At 39.4% G+C, this 20,116-nt stretch carries 15 protein-coding genes and 1 pseudogene; 8 read left to right on the plus strand and 8 right to left on the minus strand.

Annotation, left to right across the window (positions count from 1 at the left end):
* Positions 1-24: 24 nt before the first annotated feature.
* A complete protein-coding gene (gene yedF / locus ADA56_RS01330; RefSeq protein WP_005696304.1) occupies positions 25-294 on the plus strand; it encodes a sulfurtransferase-like selenium metabolism protein YedF in 270 nt (89 codons plus the stop codon).
* Positions 295-383: 89 nt separating this feature from the next.
* Here the strand turns inward: yedF and ADA56_RS09905 are convergent, their stop codons facing one another.
* The 5 genes from ADA56_RS09905 to rsmI form a co-directional block, all read right to left on the minus strand.
* Positions 384-743, minus strand: a complete 360-nt coding sequence (locus tag ADA56_RS09905) for a hypothetical protein (RefSeq protein ID WP_049368843.1) — start codon at positions 741-743, stop codon at positions 384-386.
* Positions 744-894: 151 nt separating this feature from the next.
* A complete protein-coding gene (gene pntB, locus ADA56_RS01340) occupies positions 895-2,274 on the minus strand; it encodes a Re/Si-specific NAD(P)(+) transhydrogenase subunit beta (protein WP_049368844.1) in 1,380 nt (459 codons plus the stop codon).
* Positions 2,275-2,284: 10 nt separating this feature from the next.
* Positions 2,285-3,826, minus strand: a complete 1,542-nt coding sequence (gene pntA / locus ADA56_RS01345) for a Re/Si-specific NAD(P)(+) transhydrogenase subunit alpha (protein WP_049368845.1) — start codon at positions 3,824-3,826, stop codon at positions 2,285-2,287.
* A gap of 307 nt (positions 3,827-4,133) precedes the next feature.
* Positions 4,134-5,582, minus strand: coding sequence for a metalloprotease TldD (gene tldD / locus ADA56_RS01350; protein ID WP_049368846.1), 1,449 nt, complete (start codon positions 5,580-5,582; stop codon positions 4,134-4,136).
* Between the two features lie 81 nt (positions 5,583-5,663).
* Positions 5,664-6,512 carry a 16S rRNA (cytidine(1402)-2'-O)-methyltransferase gene (gene rsmI, locus ADA56_RS01355; protein ID WP_049368847.1) on the minus strand — a complete coding sequence of 283 codons (849 nt, stop codon included), beginning with the start codon at positions 6,510-6,512 and terminating at the stop codon, positions 5,664-5,666.
* A gap of 69 nt (positions 6,513-6,581) precedes the next feature.
* Here rsmI and ADA56_RS01360 point away from each other — a divergent pair, with 69 nt between their 5' ends.
* The 7 genes from ADA56_RS01360 to lysS all read left to right on the plus strand — a co-directional run bounded on the left by ADA56_RS01360 (position 6,582) and on the right by lysS (position 15,503).
* Positions 6,582-8,303: a penicillin-binding protein activator gene (locus ADA56_RS01360; protein WP_049368848.1), complete on the plus strand. Its 1,722-nt coding sequence runs from the start codon at positions 6,582-6,584 to the stop codon at positions 8,301-8,303.
* Between the two features lie 3 nt (positions 8,304-8,306).
* Positions 8,307-8,666, plus strand: coding sequence for a YraN family protein (locus ADA56_RS01365; protein WP_049368849.1), 360 nt, complete (start codon positions 8,307-8,309; stop codon positions 8,664-8,666).
* 12 nt (positions 8,667-8,678) lie between these two features.
* Complete coding sequence (locus tag ADA56_RS01370) at positions 8,679-9,263, plus strand: D-sedoheptulose-7-phosphate isomerase (RefSeq protein WP_049368850.1); 585 nt, start codon at positions 8,679-8,681, stop codon at positions 9,261-9,263.
* Positions 9,264-9,353: 90 nt separating this feature from the next.
* On the plus strand, positions 9,354-9,935 hold the full coding sequence (gene dolP / locus ADA56_RS01375) for a division/outer membrane stress-associated lipid-binding lipoprotein (protein ID WP_049368851.1): 582 nt from the start codon (positions 9,354-9,356) through the stop codon (positions 9,933-9,935).
* Between the two features lie 277 nt (positions 9,936-10,212).
* Positions 10,213-12,483: a class 1a ribonucleoside-diphosphate reductase subunit alpha gene (nrdA, locus tag ADA56_RS01380; RefSeq protein WP_049368852.1), complete on the plus strand. Its 2,271-nt coding sequence runs from the start codon at positions 10,213-10,215 to the stop codon at positions 12,481-12,483.
* Positions 12,484-12,578: 95 nt separating this feature from the next.
* Positions 12,579-13,709 (plus strand): class Ia ribonucleoside-diphosphate reductase subunit beta, encoded by a 1,131-nt coding sequence (gene nrdB / locus ADA56_RS01385; RefSeq protein ID WP_014065539.1) that lies wholly within the window; start codon positions 12,579-12,581, stop codon positions 13,707-13,709.
* 285 nt (positions 13,710-13,994) lie between these two features.
* Entirely contained in the window at positions 13,995-15,503 is a 1,509-nt protein-coding gene (gene lysS, locus ADA56_RS01390) for a lysine--tRNA ligase (protein WP_049368853.1), read from the plus strand.
* A gap of 138 nt (positions 15,504-15,641) precedes the next feature.
* On the opposite strand, the gene ADA56_RS01395 is transcribed toward lysS, so the two are convergent.
* From ADA56_RS01395 to merA, 3 genes and pseudogenes are all read right to left on the minus strand, one after another.
* Positions 15,642-16,787 (minus strand): 5-methyltetrahydropteroyltriglutamate--homocysteine S-methyltransferase, encoded by a 1,146-nt coding sequence (locus ADA56_RS01395; RefSeq protein WP_049368854.1) that lies wholly within the window; start codon positions 16,785-16,787, stop codon positions 15,642-15,644.
* Positions 16,788-16,987: 200 nt separating this feature from the next.
* Positions 16,988-18,308: pseudogene (locus ADA56_RS09990) on the minus strand (ISL3 family transposase).
* 159 nt (positions 18,309-18,467) lie between these two features.
* A complete protein-coding gene (gene merA / locus ADA56_RS01405; RefSeq protein ID WP_049368855.1) occupies positions 18,468-20,108 on the minus strand; it encodes a mercury(II) reductase in 1,641 nt (546 codons plus the stop codon).
* Positions 20,109-20,116: the final 8 nt, after the last annotated feature.

Here is a 20,116-nt window from a genome sequence, read left to right on the forward strand (position 1 = left end):
TCATTCAAAAAAGAGGACATTATTATGGCATTTACCGTTGTTCAAAAATTAGATAAAGATCCAAAAGACATCACCCCAGATTACACGTTAGATACGCTAGGTGAACCTTGCCCGTATCCAGCAATCGTGATGCTCGAAACCATGCCTCAATTACAAAAAGGCGAAATTTTAGAGCTATTAAGTGACTGTGCCCAATCTATCAACAACATTCCTGTTGACACTAAAAACCACGGTTACACACTATTAAGCGTTGAACAAGATGGCACCAAATTACGCTATTTGATTCAACGTTAATGTAAAAAAGTGCGGTCAAAATTGACCGCACTTTTATATTTAATGGAAAGAAAAATCGAGAAATAAACGAAAATTGTACTACCTAATACTTACCCCCAAGGCTTAGCATCAGGTTTACTGTGTTTTTTTCGCCATTGGGTACATATTGGACTATCCCACATTAGCCTTTCTTCACAAACTGGACCGCCTTCTAGATACCAACCTTTTTTCTCTAAACAAAGATTTACTTCTGGATTAACACTTTCCCCTATCACAAAATCCATACCGCAATCCGACATATCTTTTTGTCTTCTGTCAAGAAATTTAATACGTCCTTGAGGATCTGAGTTAGGAAATAAAACCCTAGAATTATGTAAGCGCCAATGATCATGTGGTGGCGGAGGCTGAAAACCACCAAAAGAACAACCAAACAAAGTTAGAGATAATAGTAGTGGTAATGTAAATCTCATCTTATCGTTTCCTCGCCTATTTTGATTTTAGAAAGTTAGTGTATAACTTCTTAAAGTTAGGTTATTTAATCATATAAGCACTAAAAAACATATAAAAAAAAACCGCACTTTAATCTCTCAAAGTGCGGTCAGTTTTACTTCAGTTTTTTGCTTATTTGTTTAATGCAGTAAGAATGTCATCAACACGTTCTTTTGCATCACCAAAGAGCATTTGAGTGTTTTCTTTGAAGAATAATGGGTTTTGAACGCCTGCGTAACCTACCGCCATAGAGCGTTTGAATACGATAACGTTTTGTGCTTTCCATACTTCTAACACTGGCATACCTGCAATTGGGCTGTTTGGATCTTCCATCGCCGCTGGGTTTACGGTGTCGTTTGCACCGATAACCAATACCACATCAGTATCCGCGAAATCATCATTGATTTCATCCATTTCAAGCACGATGTCATAAGGCACTTTCGCTTCGGCTAAAAGTACGTTCATATGACCTGGTAAACGACCTGCAACAGGGTGAATACCAAAACGTACGTTAATACCACGTTCACGCAATTTCGCCGTAAGTTCTGCGACTGGATATTGCGCTTGTGCTACCGCCATACCATATCCTGGCGTGATGATCACAGAGCTTGCATTTTTGAGTAATTCAGCCACTTCTTCTGCAGTTGTTTCACGGTATTCACCTTGCTCTTCATCTGAAGACACTTGAACATCATTACCAAAACCACCTGCAATAACGCTGATGAATGAGCGGTTCATCGCTTTACACATAATGTAAGAAAGAATCGCACCAGAAGAACCCACTAATGCACCGGTGACGATAAGCAAATCATTGCTTAGCATGAAACCTGCTGCAGCCGCTGCCCAACCAGAATAAGAGTTAAGCATTGAAACCACAACCGGCATATCTGCACCACCGATAGATGCCACTAAGTGCCAGCCGAATGCAAGTGCAATCGCGGTCATAAGTAACACTGGGAAGATATTATCTGGGTTGTTTAAGAATGCTACCATCAAGAAAGCTGAAACCACTAATGCCGCTAAATTTAATTTATGGCGATGTGGCAACATTAATGCTTTTGAATTGATTTTTCCGCTTAATTTACCGAATGCTACGATAGAACCCGTGAATGTTACCGCACCGATGAAGATCCCTAAGAATACTTCAACGTTATGGATATTCATTAACACAGGATCAGTTTCGTGTGTTAAGCCGTAGCTGTTAAAGCCTACGAGCACTGCTGCTAAACCTACAAAGCTGTGAAGGATCGCAACGAGTTCAGGCATTTCAGTCATTTCAACTTTTAATGCACGTTGAACACCGATCACGCCACCGATGATCATCGCAATGATGATCCATAATGTGCCTTCAGATTGCGGGCCGAAAATGGTTGCAACAAGGGCAATTGTCATACCGACAATACCATACCAACAACCAGCTTTTGCCGTTTCATGTTTAGAAAGACCGGCTAAGCTCATAATGAAAAGTAATGCAGCGATAATATAGGCTGCTTGTACTAAACCTTCAGACATCGTCTTCTCCTTAACCTTTTCTAAACATCGCCAACATACGTTGGGTTACACGGAAACCACCAAAGATGTTGATGCTTGCCACCAAGATTGCCACAAAGGCTAATGCATCAATAAAGAAGTTGCCTGTTGGTTGTCTAATTTGCAGTAATGCACCCACAATGATGATACCTGAAATTGCATTGGTTACCGCCATAAGTGGAGTGTGTAACGCGTGGCTGACGTTCCAAACCACGTAGTAACCGACTACACAAGCCAATACGAATACGGTGAAGTGAGAAAGGAATGCCGCAGGCGCCACAGATGCAAGCCAGAGGAATAACACACCTACACCCGCCATCACACCATATTTGATGCGAGGATCAGCCGGTTTTTCTTCCTCTTTTTTAACCGCACTTTGTGCCGCTTTCGCTTCTTGTTTTGGTTGTGCTGACACTTGGATTTGCGCTGGTGGAATTTCTTCACCATCACGTACCACAGTCACACCGCGTAATACCACATCGTCAAAATCGATATTGATCTTGCCGTCTTTTTCTTTACAAAGTAGTTTTAATAAATTAACTAAGTTTGTACCGTAAAGTTGGGAAGATTGTGTTGGTAAACGACTTGGGAAATCGGTGTAACCAATGATTTTCACTTGATTTTCAGTAGTGATGACTTTACCTGCTTCAGTGTAAGCACAGTTACCACCTGTTGCAGCCGCTAAGTCCACCACCACAGAACCTGGTTTCATGGAATCAACCATTTCTTTTGTGATCAAGCGAGGGGCTGGTTTACCTGGAATTGCTGCAGTGGTAATAATGATATCCACTTCTTTCGCTTGTTCCGCATAAAGCTCCATCGCGCGACGGTTAAATTCTTCTGACATTACTTTCGCGTAACCATCGCCGCTACCACCTTCTTCTTTGAAATCAATTTCTAAGAAAGACGCGCCCATACTTTGTACTTGTTCTTTTACTTCAGGACGAGAGTCAAAAGCACGTACAATCGCACCAAGGCTATTGGCTGCACCAATCGCCGCTAAACCAGCAACACCCGCACCAATGACTAACACTTTTGCCGGTGGTACTTTACCTGCAGCAGTAATTTGTCCGGTAAAGAAACTACCAAATTCATGAGCTGCTTCAATCACCGCACGATAACCAGAAATATTCGCCATAGAGCTTAATGCATCAAGCGCTTGCGCACGGGAAATACGTGGCACAGAATCCATCGCTAATACATTAATTTTTTTCGACGTGAGTTTTTTCATTAAATCCGGATTTTGTGCACGCCAAATGAAGCTCACAAGTGTTGCACCTTCCTTCATTTGATCAATTTCTGCATCCGTTGGTGGATTCACTTTAAAAATCACATCCGAATGCCACACTTCTGAATTTGAGCCAATTTTTGCGCCGGCGTCGATAAATGCTTGGTCTTCAAAACTTGCTTTGAATCCCGCATCGTGTTCTACAATGACGTCAAAGCCCAGTTTTAAGATCTGCTGAACCGTTTTTGGCGTCGCCGCCACACGATTTTCGCTCTCAAGCAGTTCTCTAGGTACACCAATTAACATAAATGTTTCCCTCTGGTTGATGAAATTTCAGACAAACTCACGCCTGTCCCTGTCTCTTAAATGACAAAAAGTCATGCAACGATAAATGTATCACTTATTGTGGTTATTTGGGGAATTTTTTTAACTGGTTTTACAAGATATTGTGATAGGGATCATAAAAGAATCGAGATAAACGTGTAGGGTGTTTAACTTTTAACCTAACGCAATGATTATTCATCAGAAACTGACTAATCAAAAATAGCTGAAAAATGGACCACACTTATATACGAAGGAAATAAAAAGCCCGATATGATTATCGGGCTTATGTTTAATTGGTTCCACCAACGGTAATTTCATCTATTTTCAAGGCTGGCTGACCAACACCGACTGGCACACTTTGGCCATCTTTGCCGCATACACCGATACCAAGATCTAAATCAGTTTCATCTGCAACCATCGAAACTTTTTGCATCACATCGATACCACTACCAATTAACGTTGCCCCTTTAATGGGTTTAGTAATCTTACCTTTTTCAATAAGATAAGCTTCAGACGTCGAGAATACAAATTTACCCGAAGTAATATCCACTTGACCACCACCAAAGTGCGGGGCATAAATACCGCGATCTACAGAAGCCACTAAATCTTCAAATTTGCTTTGGCCCGCTAACATATAGGTATTCGTCATGCGTGGCATTGGCAAATGAGCATAAGATTCACGGCGACCATTCCCTGTTGGTTTCACCCCCATTAATCGTGCATTGAGTTTATCTTGCATGTAACCTTGCAAAATCCCGTCTTTGATTAAAACATTACACTGACTTGGCACGCCTTCATCATCAATGGTTAAAGATCCACGACGGTTTTGCAATGTACCATCATCCACAATTGTACATAATGGCGACGTCACTAACTCACCAATTTTTCCTGTAAATAAAGAGCTTTCTTTGCGGTTGAAATCCCCTTCTAAACCGTGTCCCACTGCTTCATGAAGCAATACGCCAGGCCAGCCAGCCCCTAATACCACAGGCATTAATCCTGCTGGCGCAGCGACCGCATTTAAATTGACAAGGGCTTGACGAACCGCTTCTTTTGCAAAATTAACGGCACGAATATCCCCATTTACCACTTCAAAGAACCAATCTAATCCGAATCGGCCACCTGAACCACAGCTCCCGCGCTCACGTTTACCATCTTCTTCAACAAGAACAGAAATGGATAAACGCACAAGTGGACGAATATCTGCGGCAAGTGTGCCATCTGTTGCGACTACTAACACTTCTTCATAAATCGAACTTAATGCTGCAGAAACATGTGTAACACGAGGATCTTCAGATCGCGCTGTACGATCCACTAAGTGTAATAACTCGATCTTTTTCTCTTTACTTAAACTTTCTAACGGGTTAATCGCCGCATAACGCTGAACCGCATTCACCGCATTAAATGCTTGAGGCGAAATTAAATTGCCTTCTTTAATTTGCGCAATGCCTTTTACAGCTTCAGCACATTGTTGTAATGACGCTAAGTTAATTTGATCGGAATACGCAAAGCCTGTTTTCTCTCCAGAAACAGCGCGTACACCAACACCGCGATCAATATGAAAGCCACCTTCTTTAATAATGCTATCTTCCAATACCCAGCTTTCATCTTGGCTTAATTGAAAATAAAGATCCGCATAATCAATATGACGATGCGACATCACATCGAAAATATTAAGCAACGATTGATGCGATAAATTGCTTGGTGCAAGTAAGGTATCTGAAACCTGTTTTAACATTTGTTCTCCGAAATTTATAAAAATTAATTCTGCCAAATCTCCCCTAGCCCCTCTTTACTAAAGAGGGAAATAGTTTTTTGACTAATCTAAATTATCCAATCCAAATTGGTATAAGGCATTTTTCTTATAACCATAAAGTTCTGCCACAATCGCCGCAGCCTTTTTTAAAGGGAGTTCTTTGGCAATTAAAGTGAGCGCTTTAATTGCTTGTGGTGAAAATTCTTCGCTATCTTCTGATTTGGGTTTGCCTTCCACGATTAACACCATCTCACCTTTCGTGCGATTCGGATCTTCACTTAACCATTGACGAAGATCACTTAATTTATCCCCTGCAATGGTTTCCCACGTTTTCGTAATTTCACGTGCAAGCACAACATAACGCTCACCACCTAATACGTCTTGCATATCGGCAAGGGTATCTAAAATACGGTGGGTTGATTCATAGAAGATTAAAGTGCGGTCTTCTTCTGCGACGTTTTCTAACTTATCTTTACGCGCTTTAGTTTTCGCAGGTAAAAAACCTTCAAAGCAAAAACGGTCAGATGCAATGCCCGATGCACATAATGCAGTAATCGCTGCACAAGCGCCAGGTAACGGCACCACTTTAATGCCAGCTTCACGACATTGACGCACTAAATGAAAACCCGGATCGCTAATTAAGGGTGTCCCTGCATCGGAAATTAATGCGATATTGGTGCCTTGTTTTAACTTTTCTACCAATACGTGGGCTTTTTCTTGTTCATTGTGATCATGCAAGGCGAAAAAAGGCTTTTTGATACCATAATGACTGAGCAATAAACCACTGTGGCGCGTATCTTCCGCAGCAATTAAATCCACTTGTGAAAAGGTCTCTAAAGCACGTTGTGTAATATCTTGTAAATTCCCGATTGGCGTGGCGACAATATATAAAATTCCGGTTAAATCATTCATTTTTGTTTGCTTTTACATTGTGAGATAAGTAAGATCGACCATTATTGATTTATTCATTATGGAGCGAATATGTCTATTCTATTACAAGGCGGTCGTTTTAAAAAACGTTTAATGCCGATTTTATTGTCTGTTGCGTTAGCAGGTTGTTCTAACTTATTTGGTAGCAGCTTTACCCAAACATTACAACGTGATGCCAATGCAAGTTCTGAATTTTATATGAACAAATTAGGACAAGCACAAGATAAAGAAGATCAACAAACTTACAAGCTCTTAGCGGCACGTGTATTAATTACTGAAAATAAAGTGCCACAAGCCGAAGAGTTATTAAATGAATTGGTTGACTTAAACGAAGCGCAACAATTAGACCGTACTTTAGTCGAAGCACGTATCTCTGCAGAGAAAGGCGCTAATGAGATGGCTGAAAGTAAATTACGTGCGCTTGACCTCACGAAATTAAGTCCATCACAAAAATCTCGTTATTACGAAACTTTTGCTAAAACTGCAGAAAATCGTAAAGATGTGATTGAAGCGGTGAAAGCACGCATCAAAATGGATGAAAATTTAACAGACATGCAACGTCGTAAAGATAATGTTGATAAAACTTGGTCGTTACTCCGTTCTGCGAATACCGCTGTCATCAATAATGCCTCTGATGAAGGTAGCGTAGCATTAGGCGGTTGGCTCACCTTGATTAAAGCTTATAACGACAACATCCGTCAGCCGGTACAATTAAGCCAGGCGTTACAAAGTTGGAAATCAGCTTATCCAAACCACGTTGCGGCAACCTTTTTCCCTAAAGAGCTAGAAAGCTTGTTGAATTTCCAACAAACGAATTTAGCTCAAATTGGTTTAGTGTTACCTTTAAGCGGCGATGGCCAAATTTTAGGCTCAACCATTCAATCGGGTTTTAATGAAGCAAAAGGCGATTCAACTATTCCAGTACAAGTATTTGACTCTTCTACGACTCCAATTAACGAGATTATTGCACAAGCAAAAACTTCAGGTATTAAAGCGTTAGTAGGACCATTGCTCAAACAAAACGTGGATGCCATTATTTCAAACCCTGCAGAAGTACAAGGTATGGACGTGTTAGCTTTAAATGCAACACCAAATGCACGAGCGATTAACCAAGTGTGCTATTACGGTTTATCACCAGAAGATGAAGCGGAATCTGCAGCAAACAAAATGTGGAAAGATGGTATTCGTAACCCAATCGTTGCCATGCCGCAAAATGATTTAGGACAACGTGTTGGTAATGCGTTCAACGTACGTTGGCAACGCTTAGCGGGTACAGATGCGAATATTCGCTACTATAACTTACCAGCTGATATTACCTACTTCTTCCAAGGTGCTCCACAAGATACTGCTGGACTTTATGTTGTGTCATCGCCAGATGAATTAGCGGAAATTAAAGGTTACTTAGATACCAGCAATCCGAATGTTCGCATTTATGCAAGTTCTCGTTCAAATGCGGCAAGCAATACTGCGGAATACTATGCAAAAATGAATGGCGTTCAATTTAGTGATATTCCATTCTTTAAAGAAACGGATTCTTCACAATATCAAAAAGTGGCAAGTTCAACTGGTGGCGAATTCCAATTAATGCGTTTATATGCAATGGGTGCCGATGCTTGGTTGCTCATTAACCACTTTAATGAATTACGCCAAGTCCCAGGCTACACACTAAGCGGTTTAACCGGTCAGCTTAGCGCAGGTCCAAACTGTAATGTGGATCGTGATATGACTTGGTACCAAGTACAAGATAGTAACGTGGTGCCGGTTGCAAACTAATCCATGTTTTCATTAAATCGTCAACAAGGGGCGGGCTTTGAACATCAAGCCCGCCTTTTCTTAGAAGCCAAAGGCCTCAAATTCATCGCGGCGAATCAACATTTCAAATGCGGTGAATTAGATCTCGTTATGCAAGACGGGCAAACCATTGTTTTTGTTGAAGTACGTCAACGATCCAACTCAGCATTTGGATCCGCTGTTGAAAGTGTGGATTGGCAAAAGCAACAAAAATGGCTAAATGCTGCAAATTTATGGCTTGCCAAACACAACCTAAGCCTCGAAGATGCAGATTGTCGTTTTGATCTTGTCGCCTTTGGAAAAACTGCCAGTAATATCCAATGGATTCCTAATTTTCTCGATTAACCTTTTCCGATTATGTTACAAAAAGTTAAAGATATTTATAGCGAAAGTATTCAGATTCAAATTTCTGCTTCTAGCCTACTATCAGAAAATATTGCTACTGCCACACAAATGGTCATGCAATGTTTGTTAAGTGGTCATAAAGTGATTGCCTGTGGCGTCGCTCGCTCTTACGCGAATGCGCAATTCTTAGTGTCAAATTTGCTTAATCGTTACGATTTTGAGCGTCCTAGCCTACCATCCGTACACCTTAGCCTTGAAAGTGCGGTCGGTTCTTCACTGGTTTTTGATCAACCTATCGAGCAGCTTTATCAACATCAATTCAACGCTATCGCGAAGCCCGGTGACTTATTGATCGCTTTTGCCCCTTTAGGAACAGAAAAAGCCGTGCTAAATACGATTTCTAATGCAGTCAATAAAGAAATTCAAGTGATTGCTTTAACGGGTTCAAATAACGATGCTATTCAAGGTGTATTGGCTGAAACAGATTTAGAAATCTCCATTCCTGCCACTAAAGAAACACGTATTTTAGAAAATCATTTATTTGTGATTAATGCACTTTGTGAGCTTGTTGATAGCACACTTTTCCCAAGAGCTTGACATTAAAAGATTTTCTAACTAGAGTGTCTCTTAGACTAATTGACAAATTAGTTGACTCAACTCATTTTAATAAATAAGGAGATTATTAATATGAAACTAACCCAATTTAAAAAATTAGCCTTCATACTTGGCACATCAATTATATTACAAGGCTGTGCTGCTGCAGTTGTTGGTGGTACTGCTGCGGGCGCAAAAGTCGCGACAGATCCTCGAACAATGGGTACTCAGATAGATGATGAAACCCTAGAATTAAAAGTTGGGCACGCATTAGATAAAGATGCGCAAATTAAATCAGAAGGTCGTGTTAATGCTGTTTCTTACAGTGGTCGCGTATTGTTAATTGGCCAAGTTCCTAATGGAAGTGTAAAAGAAACAGCTACCAGTCTTGCAAAAGGTGTAGAAGGTGTAAACGACGTATACAATGAATTACGTGTTGGACCAAAAATTACTTTTGGACAAATTACAAAAGACAGTTGGATTACGACGCAAATTAAATCTAAACTTTTCGTAGGCGATAATGTAAAAGCAACAGATGTGAAAGTGATCACCGAAAACGGTGAAGTATTCTTACTCGGAAACGTCACACAATCACAAGGTGACTCAGCTGCAGAAATTGCAAGTAAAGTTACTGGTGTTCAAAAAGTTGTCAAAGTATTTAAATATTTGAATTAATTAATTTTTAAGTCTTAAAGTGCGGTCAAAAACGAGATAATTTTTGACCGCACTTTTTTTCTTTACAAAGATTTACAAAAAAGATCCTGCCTAAAAAAACATCACTTCTAAAAAAAAGTTATTCATTTTAAATGACTTATCTTTTGTCAATAATGTAAGTAAAAAATTTACCGCTTGAATTCAATTTTAAAACACTCTATCTTGTGCATTGTTATTTTTTATAACACTATATATTGTGTTTTTTTTAAAGTCATCTCTCTAGCAGGTTTTATCTCCCATGAACAAAGGATTAATGGTTACAAAGCGCGATGGTACGCTTGAACAAATCAATTTAGACAAAATTCACCGAGTGATTACTTGGGCGGCTGAAGGCTTGGAAAACGTCTCTGTTTCTCAAGTTGAATTGCGTTCTCATATTCAATTCTATGAAGGTATTCGTACCTCCGATATCCACGAAACGATCATTAAAGCGGCAGCAGACTTAATCAGCAAAGATACCCCGGATTATCAATATCTTGCTGCACGTCTTGCGGTTTTCCATTTACGCAAAAAAGCGTATGGCCATTTCGATCCGCCTCGTTTATACGATCATGTGAAAAAATTAGTGCGCATGGGCAAATATGATCCTGCACTTTTAGCCGACTATACTCGTGAAGAATGGGATGAAATGGATGGGTTTATTGATCACTGGCGTGATATGACCTTTTCTTATGCTGCTGTGAAACAGTTAGAAGGAAAATACTTAGTTCAAAACCGTGTAACCGGTGAGATTTATGAATCTGCACAATTCCTTTATTTATTAGTTGCAGCGAGCTTATTCTCAAAATATCCACAAGAAACCCGTTTGGATTATATTCGTCGTTTCTATGATGCGACCTCAACCTTTAAGATTTCTTTACCTACGCCTATCATGGCGGGGGTTCGTACACCTACTCGTCAATTCAGCTCTTGCGTATTGATTGAATGTGGTGACAGCTTAGACTCTATCAATGCTACCTCTGCAGCAATCGTGAAATACGTATCACAACGTGCAGGTATCGGGGTGAATGCAGGTGCAATTCGTGCGTTAGGTAGCCCAATTCGTGGTGGTGAAGCCTTCCACACTGGCTGTATTCCATTCTATAAACACTTCCAAAGTGCTGTAAAATCTTGTTCACAAGGTGGCGTACGTGGTGGTGCGGCGACAGTTTACTATCCGATTTGGCACTTAGAAGTTGAAAGCTTATTAGTATTGAAAAATAACCGCGGTGTGGAAGATAACCGTGTTCGTCACATGGACTACGGCGTACAGTTAAACAAATTAATGTATCAACGCTTAATTAAAGGCGCAGACATTACTTTATTTAGCCCTTCAGATGTACCTGGACTTTATGAAGCGTTCTTTGCTGATCAAGATAAATTTGAAGAACTTTACGTGAAATACGAACAGGATCCAAATATCCGCAAACGTTCTGTAAAAGCCGTTGAGTTATTCTCTTTATTAATGCAAGAACGGGCATCAACCGGTCGTATTTATATCCAAAACGTGGATCACTGTAATACTCACTCACCGTTTGATCCGCTTGTTGCACCAGTGCGTCAATCTAACTTATGTTTAGAAATTGCATTGCCAACTAAACCATTACAACATTTCCATGATGAAAATGGTGAGATTGCCCTTTGTACACTTTCAGCGTTCAACTTGGGTAAATTAGATGATTTAGACGAGTTGGATAACCTGGCAGATCTTGCAGTACGTGCATTAGATGCATTACTTGATTACCAAGACTACCCTGTTCCAGCGGCAAAACGCTCTTCATTAGGTCGTCGTTCACTTGGTATCGGTGTGATTAACTATGCGTATTATTTAGCGAAAAACGGCGTGCGTTATTCTGATGGCTCAGCGAACGATTTAACTCACCGCACATTTGAAGCGATTCAATACTATCTATTGAAAGCTTCCATGAACTTAGCGAAAGAATTAGGTGCATGTGAATACTTCAATGAAACTAATTACGCGAAAGGTATTTTACCAATCGATACCTATAAGAAAGATATTGATAGCTTAACGCAAGAACCATTGCATTATGATTGGGAAACATTACGTCAAGAAATCAAAGAATTCGGTTTACGTAACTCAACCTTAACCGCATTAATGCCGTCAGAAACCTCTTCACAGATTTCTAACGCAACAAATGGTATCGAACCACCACGTGGTCATGTAAGTATTAAAGCGTCAAAAGATGGTATCTTAAGACAAGTGGTACCGGATTATGAAAACTTAAGCGATAACTACGAGTTGCTTTGGGATATTCCAAGCAATGATGGTTACTTACACTTAGTGGGTATCATGCAAAAATTCGTGGATCAAGCGATCTCTGCAAATACCAACTACGATCCAAAACGTTTTGAAGACGGTAAAGTACCGATGAAAGTGTTGTTAAAAGATCTTTTAACCGCTTACAAATACGGCTTAAAAACCCTTTACTATCAAAACACCCGTGATGGTGCTGAAGACAGCCAAGAAGATTTAGATGATGGCTGTGCTGGTGGGGCTTGTAAGATTTAATAATTTAGGTGGGCTTGTTTACAAGTCCGCCTTTTGATATTTTTAGGCAATCAATCATTAAGTGGGTAAAAGCCCGCTATAAGTAAGGATATAACATGGCATATACTACTTTCTCGCAAACCAAAAACGACCAATTAAAAGAACCGATGTTCTTTGGTCAAAACGTTAACGTTGCGCGTTACGATCAACAAAAATATGAGACCTTTGAAAAACTCATTGAAAAACAACTTTCTTTCTTCTGGCGTCCAGAAGAAGTGGATGTGTCTCAAGACCGTATCGACTATGCCGCGTTACCTGAGCATGAAAAACACATTTTCATCAGTAACTTAAAATATCAGACCCTATTAGATTCTATTCAAGGTCGTAGCCCGAACGTCGCATTATTACCGTTAGTGTCTATTCCTGAATTAGAAACTTGGATCGAGACTTGGACCTTCTCTGAAACCATCCACTCTCGTTCTTACACACATATTATTCGTAACATTGTGAACGATCCATCTATTGTATTTGATGACATCGTGACGAACGAAGAAATCATCAAACGTGCGCGTGACATTTCTTCTTATTACGATGATTTAATCCGTGATAGCCAACTTTACAGCTTGTACGGTGAAGGTACTTACACGGTAGATGGTAAAGAATGTGTTGTAACATTACGTAACTTAAAAAAACAGCTTTACCTTTGCTTGATGAGTGTGAACGCACTTGAAGCAATTCGTTTCTACGTATCTTTCGCTTGTTCGTTTGCCTTTGCAGAACGTCAATTAATGGAAGGTAATGCAAAAATCATTAAATTTATCGCACGTGATGAAGCCTTACACTTAACCGGTACGCAGCATATTTTAAACATCATGGCTGCTGGTCAAGACGATCCTGAAATGGCAGAAATTGCAGAAGAATGTAAACAAGAAGCCTATGATTTATTCTTAGCCGCAGCGGAACAAGAAAAAGAATGGGCAGATTACTTATTCAAAGACGGTTCAATGATTGGTTTGAACAAAGACATTTTGGTGCAATACGTGGAATATATAACCAATATCCGTATGCAAGCGGTCGGTCTTCCATTGCCATTTGGTGCGCGTTCTAACCCAATCCCATGGATTAACGCATGGCTTGTTTCTGACAACGTACAAGTAGCGCCACAAGAAGTCGAAGTGAGTTCTTATCTTGTTGGTCAAATTGACTCTAAAGTAGATACCAATGATTTCGGCGATTTCGATCTTTAATTAATCATTCTACGTAAAGAGCGGTCAGTATTTTCAGCGTTTAAAACCTTTGAAAAATTGACCGCTCTTTTTGTTTGTATGAATATCAAGACATGATGATAAACGCATTGATTAAAAAAAATAGCACAATTTTGCTTTCCTGCATTTATCACCAACACTTTCCCTATAAAACAGATGACTTCATTAAAAAAGGCTTAACAAAAAACAATGCTATGGGTAGAATAGAAGAAACCTGTTTATTTTCAATAAATCACATTCTAATTACAAACTAGCGAGGTAAAGGATATGTCAGAACAAGAAGTGAAAGAATTAGATCTCAATGGCGAAATGCTCGTTCGCCGTGAAAAATTAGCCGCATTACGTGCAAAAGGTAATGCGTTCCCGAATCAATTCCGTCGTGACTCCCTTGCTCAAGATTTACATGATAAGTACGAAGCCGAAGATGGCGAAGTATTAAAAGACAAAGCGATTGAAGTGGCCGTTGCTGGTCGTATTATGACTCGTCGTGCAATGGGGAAAGCCACCTTTATTACCTTGCAAGATATGAGTGGCAAAATCCAGTTATATGTTGCTCGTGATAATCTTCCTGAAGGCGTTTATGCTGAAGATGTAGGTAACTGGGATTTAGGCGATATCATTGGGGTGAAAGGTACACTTTTCAAAACTAAAACCAATGAATTAACCATCAAAACCACTGAAGTTCAACTTTTAACCAAAGCACTTCGTCCGTTACCAAACAAATTCCATGGTTTAACAGACATGGAAGCACGTTATCGTCAACGTTACTTAGATTTAATTTCTAATGAAGAATCTCGTCGTACTTTTGTGATTCGTTCAAAAGTGGTGGCGGGTATTCGTGAATTCTTTATTTCTAAAGGCTTTATGGAAGTTGAAACCCCTATGCTACAAGTGATTCCAGGCGGTGCATCTGCTCGTCCATTTATCACTCACCACAATGCGTTAGATGTAGATATGTATCTTCGTATTGCACCAGAACTTTACTTAAAACGTTTAGTGGTTGGTGGTTTTGAACGTGTATTCGAATTAAACCGTAACTTCCGTAATGAAGGGGTTTCTGTTCGTCACAACCCAGAATTCACCATGCTTGAATACTACCAAGCTTATGCGGATTATCATGATTTAATGGATAACACCGAAGAATTATTACGCAAACTCGCGATTGATATTCTTGGTACAACCATTGTGAAATACGGAGATTTAGAATTTGACTTCGGCAAACCATTTGAGCGTATTACATTACATGATGCAACCATTAAATACGGTGCAGATAAAGGTATCGTAAAAGAAGATCTTTACGACTTCGATCGTGCAAAGGCAACCGCTGAACGCTTGGGTATCGAAGTTCAAAAATCTTGGGGCTTAGGCTCTATCGTAAATGCGATCTTTGAAGAAGTGGCTGAACATCACTTAATTCAACCAACCTTCTTAATGGCGCATCCAGCTGAGATTTCACCGCTTGCACGTCGTAACGATGAAAACCCAGAAGTAACTGACCGCTTTGAATTATTCATCGGTGGACGTGAAATTGGTAACGGCTTCTCAGAATTAAACGATGCCGAAGACCAAAACGAACGTTTTGATGCACAAGTTGCAGCGAAAGAAGCGGGTGATGATGAAGCGATGTTTAAAGATGATGACTTTGTAGTTGCACTTGAACACGGTTTACCACCAACAGCAGGTGAAGGTTTAGGTATCGACCGTTTAGCAATGCTTTATGCTAACGCACCATCTATCCGTGATGTAATCCTATTCCCTGCAATGCGTCAAAAATAATTAAATTGAAATAACATAAAAGGAAGTCTATCGACTTCCTTTTTTATTGTTTAAAAGTGCGGTCATTTTTTACCGCACTTTCATGAAAAAAAGAGATAACCATCTTAACGATTATCTCTTTTACATTCCAATTTGAAATTATTTACCCCAAACTTCTTCCACGATACTACGGATAAAGTCGAGTTTCTTCCATTGTTGTTCTTCCGTCAAGATATTACCCTCTTCCGTTGAAGCAAAACCACATTGTGGACTTAAGCAAAGTTGATTGATATCCACATATTGCGCTGCTTCTTTAATACGAGCAATAATTTCATCACGGTTTTCTAACTCACCCGATTTTGAGGTTACTAATCCTAACACTACTTGTTGATTCTTAATAAAGCGTAAAGGTTTGAAATCGCCTGCACGATCACTGTCATACTCCAAGAAGAAACCATCTACATTACAATGACCAAATAAGGTTTCTGCGATAGGCTCATAACCACCTGCCGAGAACCACGTTGAACGGAAGTTACCACGACAAATATGCATTGTAATCGCTAAATCAGCTGGTTTTGCAGCCACGATTTTGTTTAACATATACACATAATCTTTAGCAATTTGATCTAAATCTAAACCACGTTCAGTATAGGTTTTACGTTTATCTTCCGCACAGAATTCGCCCCAACTTGTATCATCCAACTGTAAGTTACGGCAGCCTAATTTATAGAAGATATTCATTGCATCAATATAAGCATCAACAATATCATCTAATAACAACTGATTGTTATCTTTATAACGTTCAATCGGCTGATAATCTGTGACACGTACGGTACAAATTAAATGGAGCATAGACGGAGAAGGAATTGTTAATTTAACTTCAGTCTCCCCTGCAATTTTTTGTAATGAGCGATAATGTTCAACAAACGGATGGCTCTCTGAAAAACCAATTTTATCCACAATTTTTAATGTTTTTGGACGTACATTATCATGTTTAAATTGTACTGAAAATTTTTCGGCATCCACTTCTTTCACGCCATCTAATGCGGCTAAGAAATCTAAATGCCAAAAAGTACGACGAAATTCACCATCAGTCACCGCATGTAATCCAACATTTTTTTGATGCTCAACCAATTTTGCAATTTCTGCATCTTCAACTTGCGTTAGATCAGCACAAGAAATATCGCCACAACTACATTGATGACGAGCCTGTTTTAAGGTTTCTGGGCGTAAAAAACTGCCAACAATATCAAAACGATATGGTGCAGAAGTACGAATAGTGGCATTGGGAAAAAGTTTACTCATTTTGCTTTCCTATATTTAATTAATTCTAAGATAGACTGAGTGTAACAAAATTAACGTCCTCATTAAAGATTTAGACGTCTAGATGGATGTGAATTTTATTGTGATTTTATATGAATGGAATTGATATAAAATTTAAAAAGAAAAGTGCGGTTAATATTCCTGATAATTTTGGGTATTCGGATTTTATGGTGGAAAAGGGCTTATAAATCACCCTTCTCCAAATTCTTAATAAGTGTGGAAAAATCGACACCTAAGTTGTCTGTAATGTCGTGATCATTCACTTCATACCAATTGAAAGTATCGTATAACATAGCTTTATTGAAAGCACTTGAATTAAATCGTGGCTTACGCTTTTTATGGAGCTTCTCATTGAAAAGGATTTTGGCTCGTAAGGCATCAAACGAGTAACCTCTACCCATTCGCTCTACCTGCCTAATAATGCTGTTAATTGACTCCGTATAAGCATTAGTGAGCCTTTTATCAAAGTAGTTGAATATTTCAACATGCCAGTTGTCTACGGCTCTCACGAGGTCTTTATATGCGTCTTTAGAGTTGCTGAATATACAACGGTGTCTCCATTGACTATAACGAAGATGACCTTCATCTGGATCAGGAGTATCCCATATCCAGTAAAACTCTTCTTTGAGTTCATAGGCTTCTTTTAAAGCAGGAAGATTACCTAACCAAGTATCTAAGAGGAATGATTCACGTTCATTTAGATCGTGTTTACGCTTTAGAAGGATAAACCTTTCACGCATAAGGTACGTCTTTCTTTTTGGCTCATATGGGCTTTCAAAGACTTTCTGACGTTATCTAAGGCTTGATTAGCCATTCTAACTACATGAAACTTATCTACGACACTTTAGCGTGTGGAAGGATAGTGTTCACTGCGTCTTTGTAGGGCTTCCACATATCCATTGTGACGTACTCAATGTAAGTCCTGTCACTGATTTCTGAAAGACGTTGGATGACTGTTTCCTTGTTACGGTTAGGCTTGATGTCATAAATAGTCCTGCGTTCAATATTAGTCAATACAAGCCGAGGTCTACGGATAATATGTATCTCGTCTATCCCAAGCCACTTAGGAGTTTCAAACTGGTATTCACGTTCTTTGAGTGCCACATAGTCCTTAAAAACGTTCCTAATGGTTTTCTCGTCAACACCAACGCTTTCTGCGACTTCTACAAAGGTCTTAGACATGGATTGCTCTTGAATGGACTTTAAAAGCCTTTTGGTCATACTACGCTTTTCATCTACAGATATTAGGCGTTCCCAGAAGGTAGATCCGCATTCACGACACTTGTATCGTCTACGGTTCAATTGTAAGCCCACTCGCTTTAAACGAATGGGCAAATCCATAATTAGTTGATTTCTTGAACTGTGTTTGTACAACTTGTCAAAACCACATTCAGGACAACGTTCAGGTGGTCCGACTGCTTCAACTTTAAACATCATATCGGTTTCATTTTATTGTGGCGGTTCTATTGTTTTAATGTCTGGTAGGGATAATAAGTCTGACATATTATTCATCCTTTATTACTCTGCGGTGTTAAGGTATCAATTATAGATTTGATGTCGAAATCATCAGTGTTAAATTATTTTTGTGACCACAAATGCACTTAGAAAATCCCTTAAAGCATTAGCTGGTTCACTTGAATAGGGAGTTGTAAAAAAGTTCCCTTAGCCTGCACAGCAAGATAATTTCGAAACATCTTTATCAAAAGTTAGGACAGCCAGCTTCAATCCTTCTGCCATTGTTAGATATGGAGCCATCGTTTCTCTCAGATCTCCAACAGTTAAACCGAATTTCACAGCTAATGTTGCTGCATAAATTACGTCTCCTGCGTTTTCTGCCACTACATGCGCCCCTAACACTTTCAATGTTTTCGCGTCTGCCACTAATTTGAAAACACCTGTTGTTTCCCGATTAACGAGCGCTCTTGGAACAGCATCCAACGGCAATACCGATGTTTTCACTTCATATCCTTTTTCTTTTGCCTGTTGCTCCGTTAAACCAACCGTTGCAATCGATGGAGAAGTAAACGTAACGCCTGGAACCACTTCTAAATTGACCTTTTGATTTAGTCCTCCGATTGCATTACGAGCAGCAAGTCCACCTTCATAAGCAGCTACATAAACAAATTGGGGACCGAGAGTGACATCTCCTGCTGCATAAATCTTTTCATTACTTGTTTGACCAAAATCATTGATCAGGATTTCATTATTTTTTCCAGTTTCAACACCTGCTGCACTTAAATTTAAAGAATCCGTATTTGGTTTTCTTCCAGTGGCAACAAGTAACTGATCTGATTCAATGACTTCTCTACTGCCATTTACTGTTACGTAAACCCTTTTTATCTCTCCACTTTGTTCAACACGCTCAAAAGTTGCCCCTTTGACAAGGTTTATACCCTGTTCAATTAACGCTTTTTCAACTGACTCTGAAATCTCAGGATCATACTCCTTTAAAAGTCGCTCACTTCTTTGCATAAGCGTTATTTCTGAACCTAAATGATGAAATAGTTGTCCAAGCTCCATTCCAATGTATCCTGAACCAATTACAGTTAATCGTTTTGGTATTTTCTTTAACTCAAGAAGTGTTGTACTAGTTAAATAGTCCATTTTTTCAAGTCCTGAAATTTGGGGCAACGAAGGCGATGCACCTGTTGCAATTAAAAAGCGTTTTGCAGATAACTTTGCCCCATTGACCTCAACCGTACTAGCATCAACGAATTTTGCTTCACCTTTAATTAAATCAAAATTATATTCATCAATTAAATCCATATATTTTTGATTCCGAAGTTCGCTCACCAATTTATCCTTTTGCGTGATTAAACTAGCTAAATCCACTTCTCCAGCGGATGTTTGTAAACCTATAAACGGATTGTCTTTTGATAAATGATTGATTTCCCCTGCCCTAAGAAGAGTTTTTGACGGAACACAGCCAATATTCACACAGGTTCCCCCAACCGTTCCACGCTCAATCATTCCAACTTTTGCACCGTATTCTATAGCTTTAATTGCCGAAGAAAAGGCAGCAGCACCAGAACCAATAATAAGAAGGTCATAATTGTCTTCATTAATTAACGCCACGTTTTCTAGTGATGATATTTCTTCAATTTCTCCGGCTTGGTAATTTGCTTCATCAATCGCCTTTATTGCACTTTCAACCTCAATATCATCGGGCAGTTCAAATACTGCTTCACCACGACGATAACTAGACTCAATATTTTTAGCACCTATCTTTTCAAGTGCTGATTCTACGTGTTTTTCACAACCCGTACAGGTCATTCCTGAAATGTTTACCTTAAATTTATTCATAAAAAAGC

The sequence above is a fragment of the Parahaemophilus parainfluenzae genome (genome assembly GCF_001055095.1).
GTDB classification, from domain to species: Bacteria; Pseudomonadota; Gammaproteobacteria; order Enterobacterales; family Pasteurellaceae; genus Haemophilus_D; species Haemophilus_D parainfluenzae_Z.

What these genes read in the sequence shown, in the direction of transcription:
- yedF (WP_005696304.1), top strand. Translation starts at nt 25, where the DNA reads ATGGCATTTACCGTTGTTCAAAAATTAGATAAAGATCCAAAAGACATC.
- ADA56_RS09905 (WP_049368843.1), bottom strand. Translation starts at nt 743, where the DNA reads ATGAGATTTACATTACCACTACTATTATCTCTAACTTTGTTTGGTTGT.
- pntB (WP_049368844.1), bottom strand. Translation starts at nt 2,274, where the DNA reads ATGTCTGAAGGTTTAGTACAAGCAGCCTATATTATCGCTGCATTACTT.
- pntA (WP_049368845.1), bottom strand. Translation starts at nt 3,826, where the DNA reads ATGTTAATTGGTGTACCTAGAGAACTGCTTGAGAGCGAAAATCGTGTG.
- tldD (WP_049368846.1), bottom strand. Translation starts at nt 5,582, where the DNA reads ATGTTAAAACAGGTTTCAGATACCTTACTTGCACCAAGCAATTTATCG.
- rsmI (WP_049368847.1), bottom strand. Translation starts at nt 6,512, where the DNA reads ATGAATGATTTAACCGGAATTTTATATATTGTCGCCACGCCAATCGGG.
- ADA56_RS01360 (WP_049368848.1), top strand. Translation starts at nt 6,582, where the DNA reads ATGTCTATTCTATTACAAGGCGGTCGTTTTAAAAAACGTTTAATGCCG.
- ADA56_RS01365 (WP_049368849.1), top strand. Translation starts at nt 8,307, where the DNA reads ATGTTTTCATTAAATCGTCAACAAGGGGCGGGCTTTGAACATCAAGCC.
- ADA56_RS01370 (WP_049368850.1), top strand. Translation starts at nt 8,679, where the DNA reads ATGTTACAAAAAGTTAAAGATATTTATAGCGAAAGTATTCAGATTCAA.
- dolP (WP_049368851.1), top strand. Translation starts at nt 9,354, where the DNA reads ATGAAACTAACCCAATTTAAAAAATTAGCCTTCATACTTGGCACATCA.
- nrdA (WP_049368852.1), top strand. Translation starts at nt 10,213, where the DNA reads ATGAACAAAGGATTAATGGTTACAAAGCGCGATGGTACGCTTGAACAA.
- nrdB (WP_014065539.1), top strand. Translation starts at nt 12,579, where the DNA reads ATGGCATATACTACTTTCTCGCAAACCAAAAACGACCAATTAAAAGAA.
- lysS (WP_049368853.1), top strand. Translation starts at nt 13,995, where the DNA reads ATGTCAGAACAAGAAGTGAAAGAATTAGATCTCAATGGCGAAATGCTC.
- ADA56_RS01395 (WP_049368854.1), bottom strand. Translation starts at nt 16,787, where the DNA reads ATGAGTAAACTTTTTCCCAATGCCACTATTCGTACTTCTGCACCATAT.
- merA (WP_049368855.1), bottom strand. Translation starts at nt 20,108, where the DNA reads ATGAATAAATTTAAGGTAAACATTTCAGGAATGACCTGTACGGGTTGT.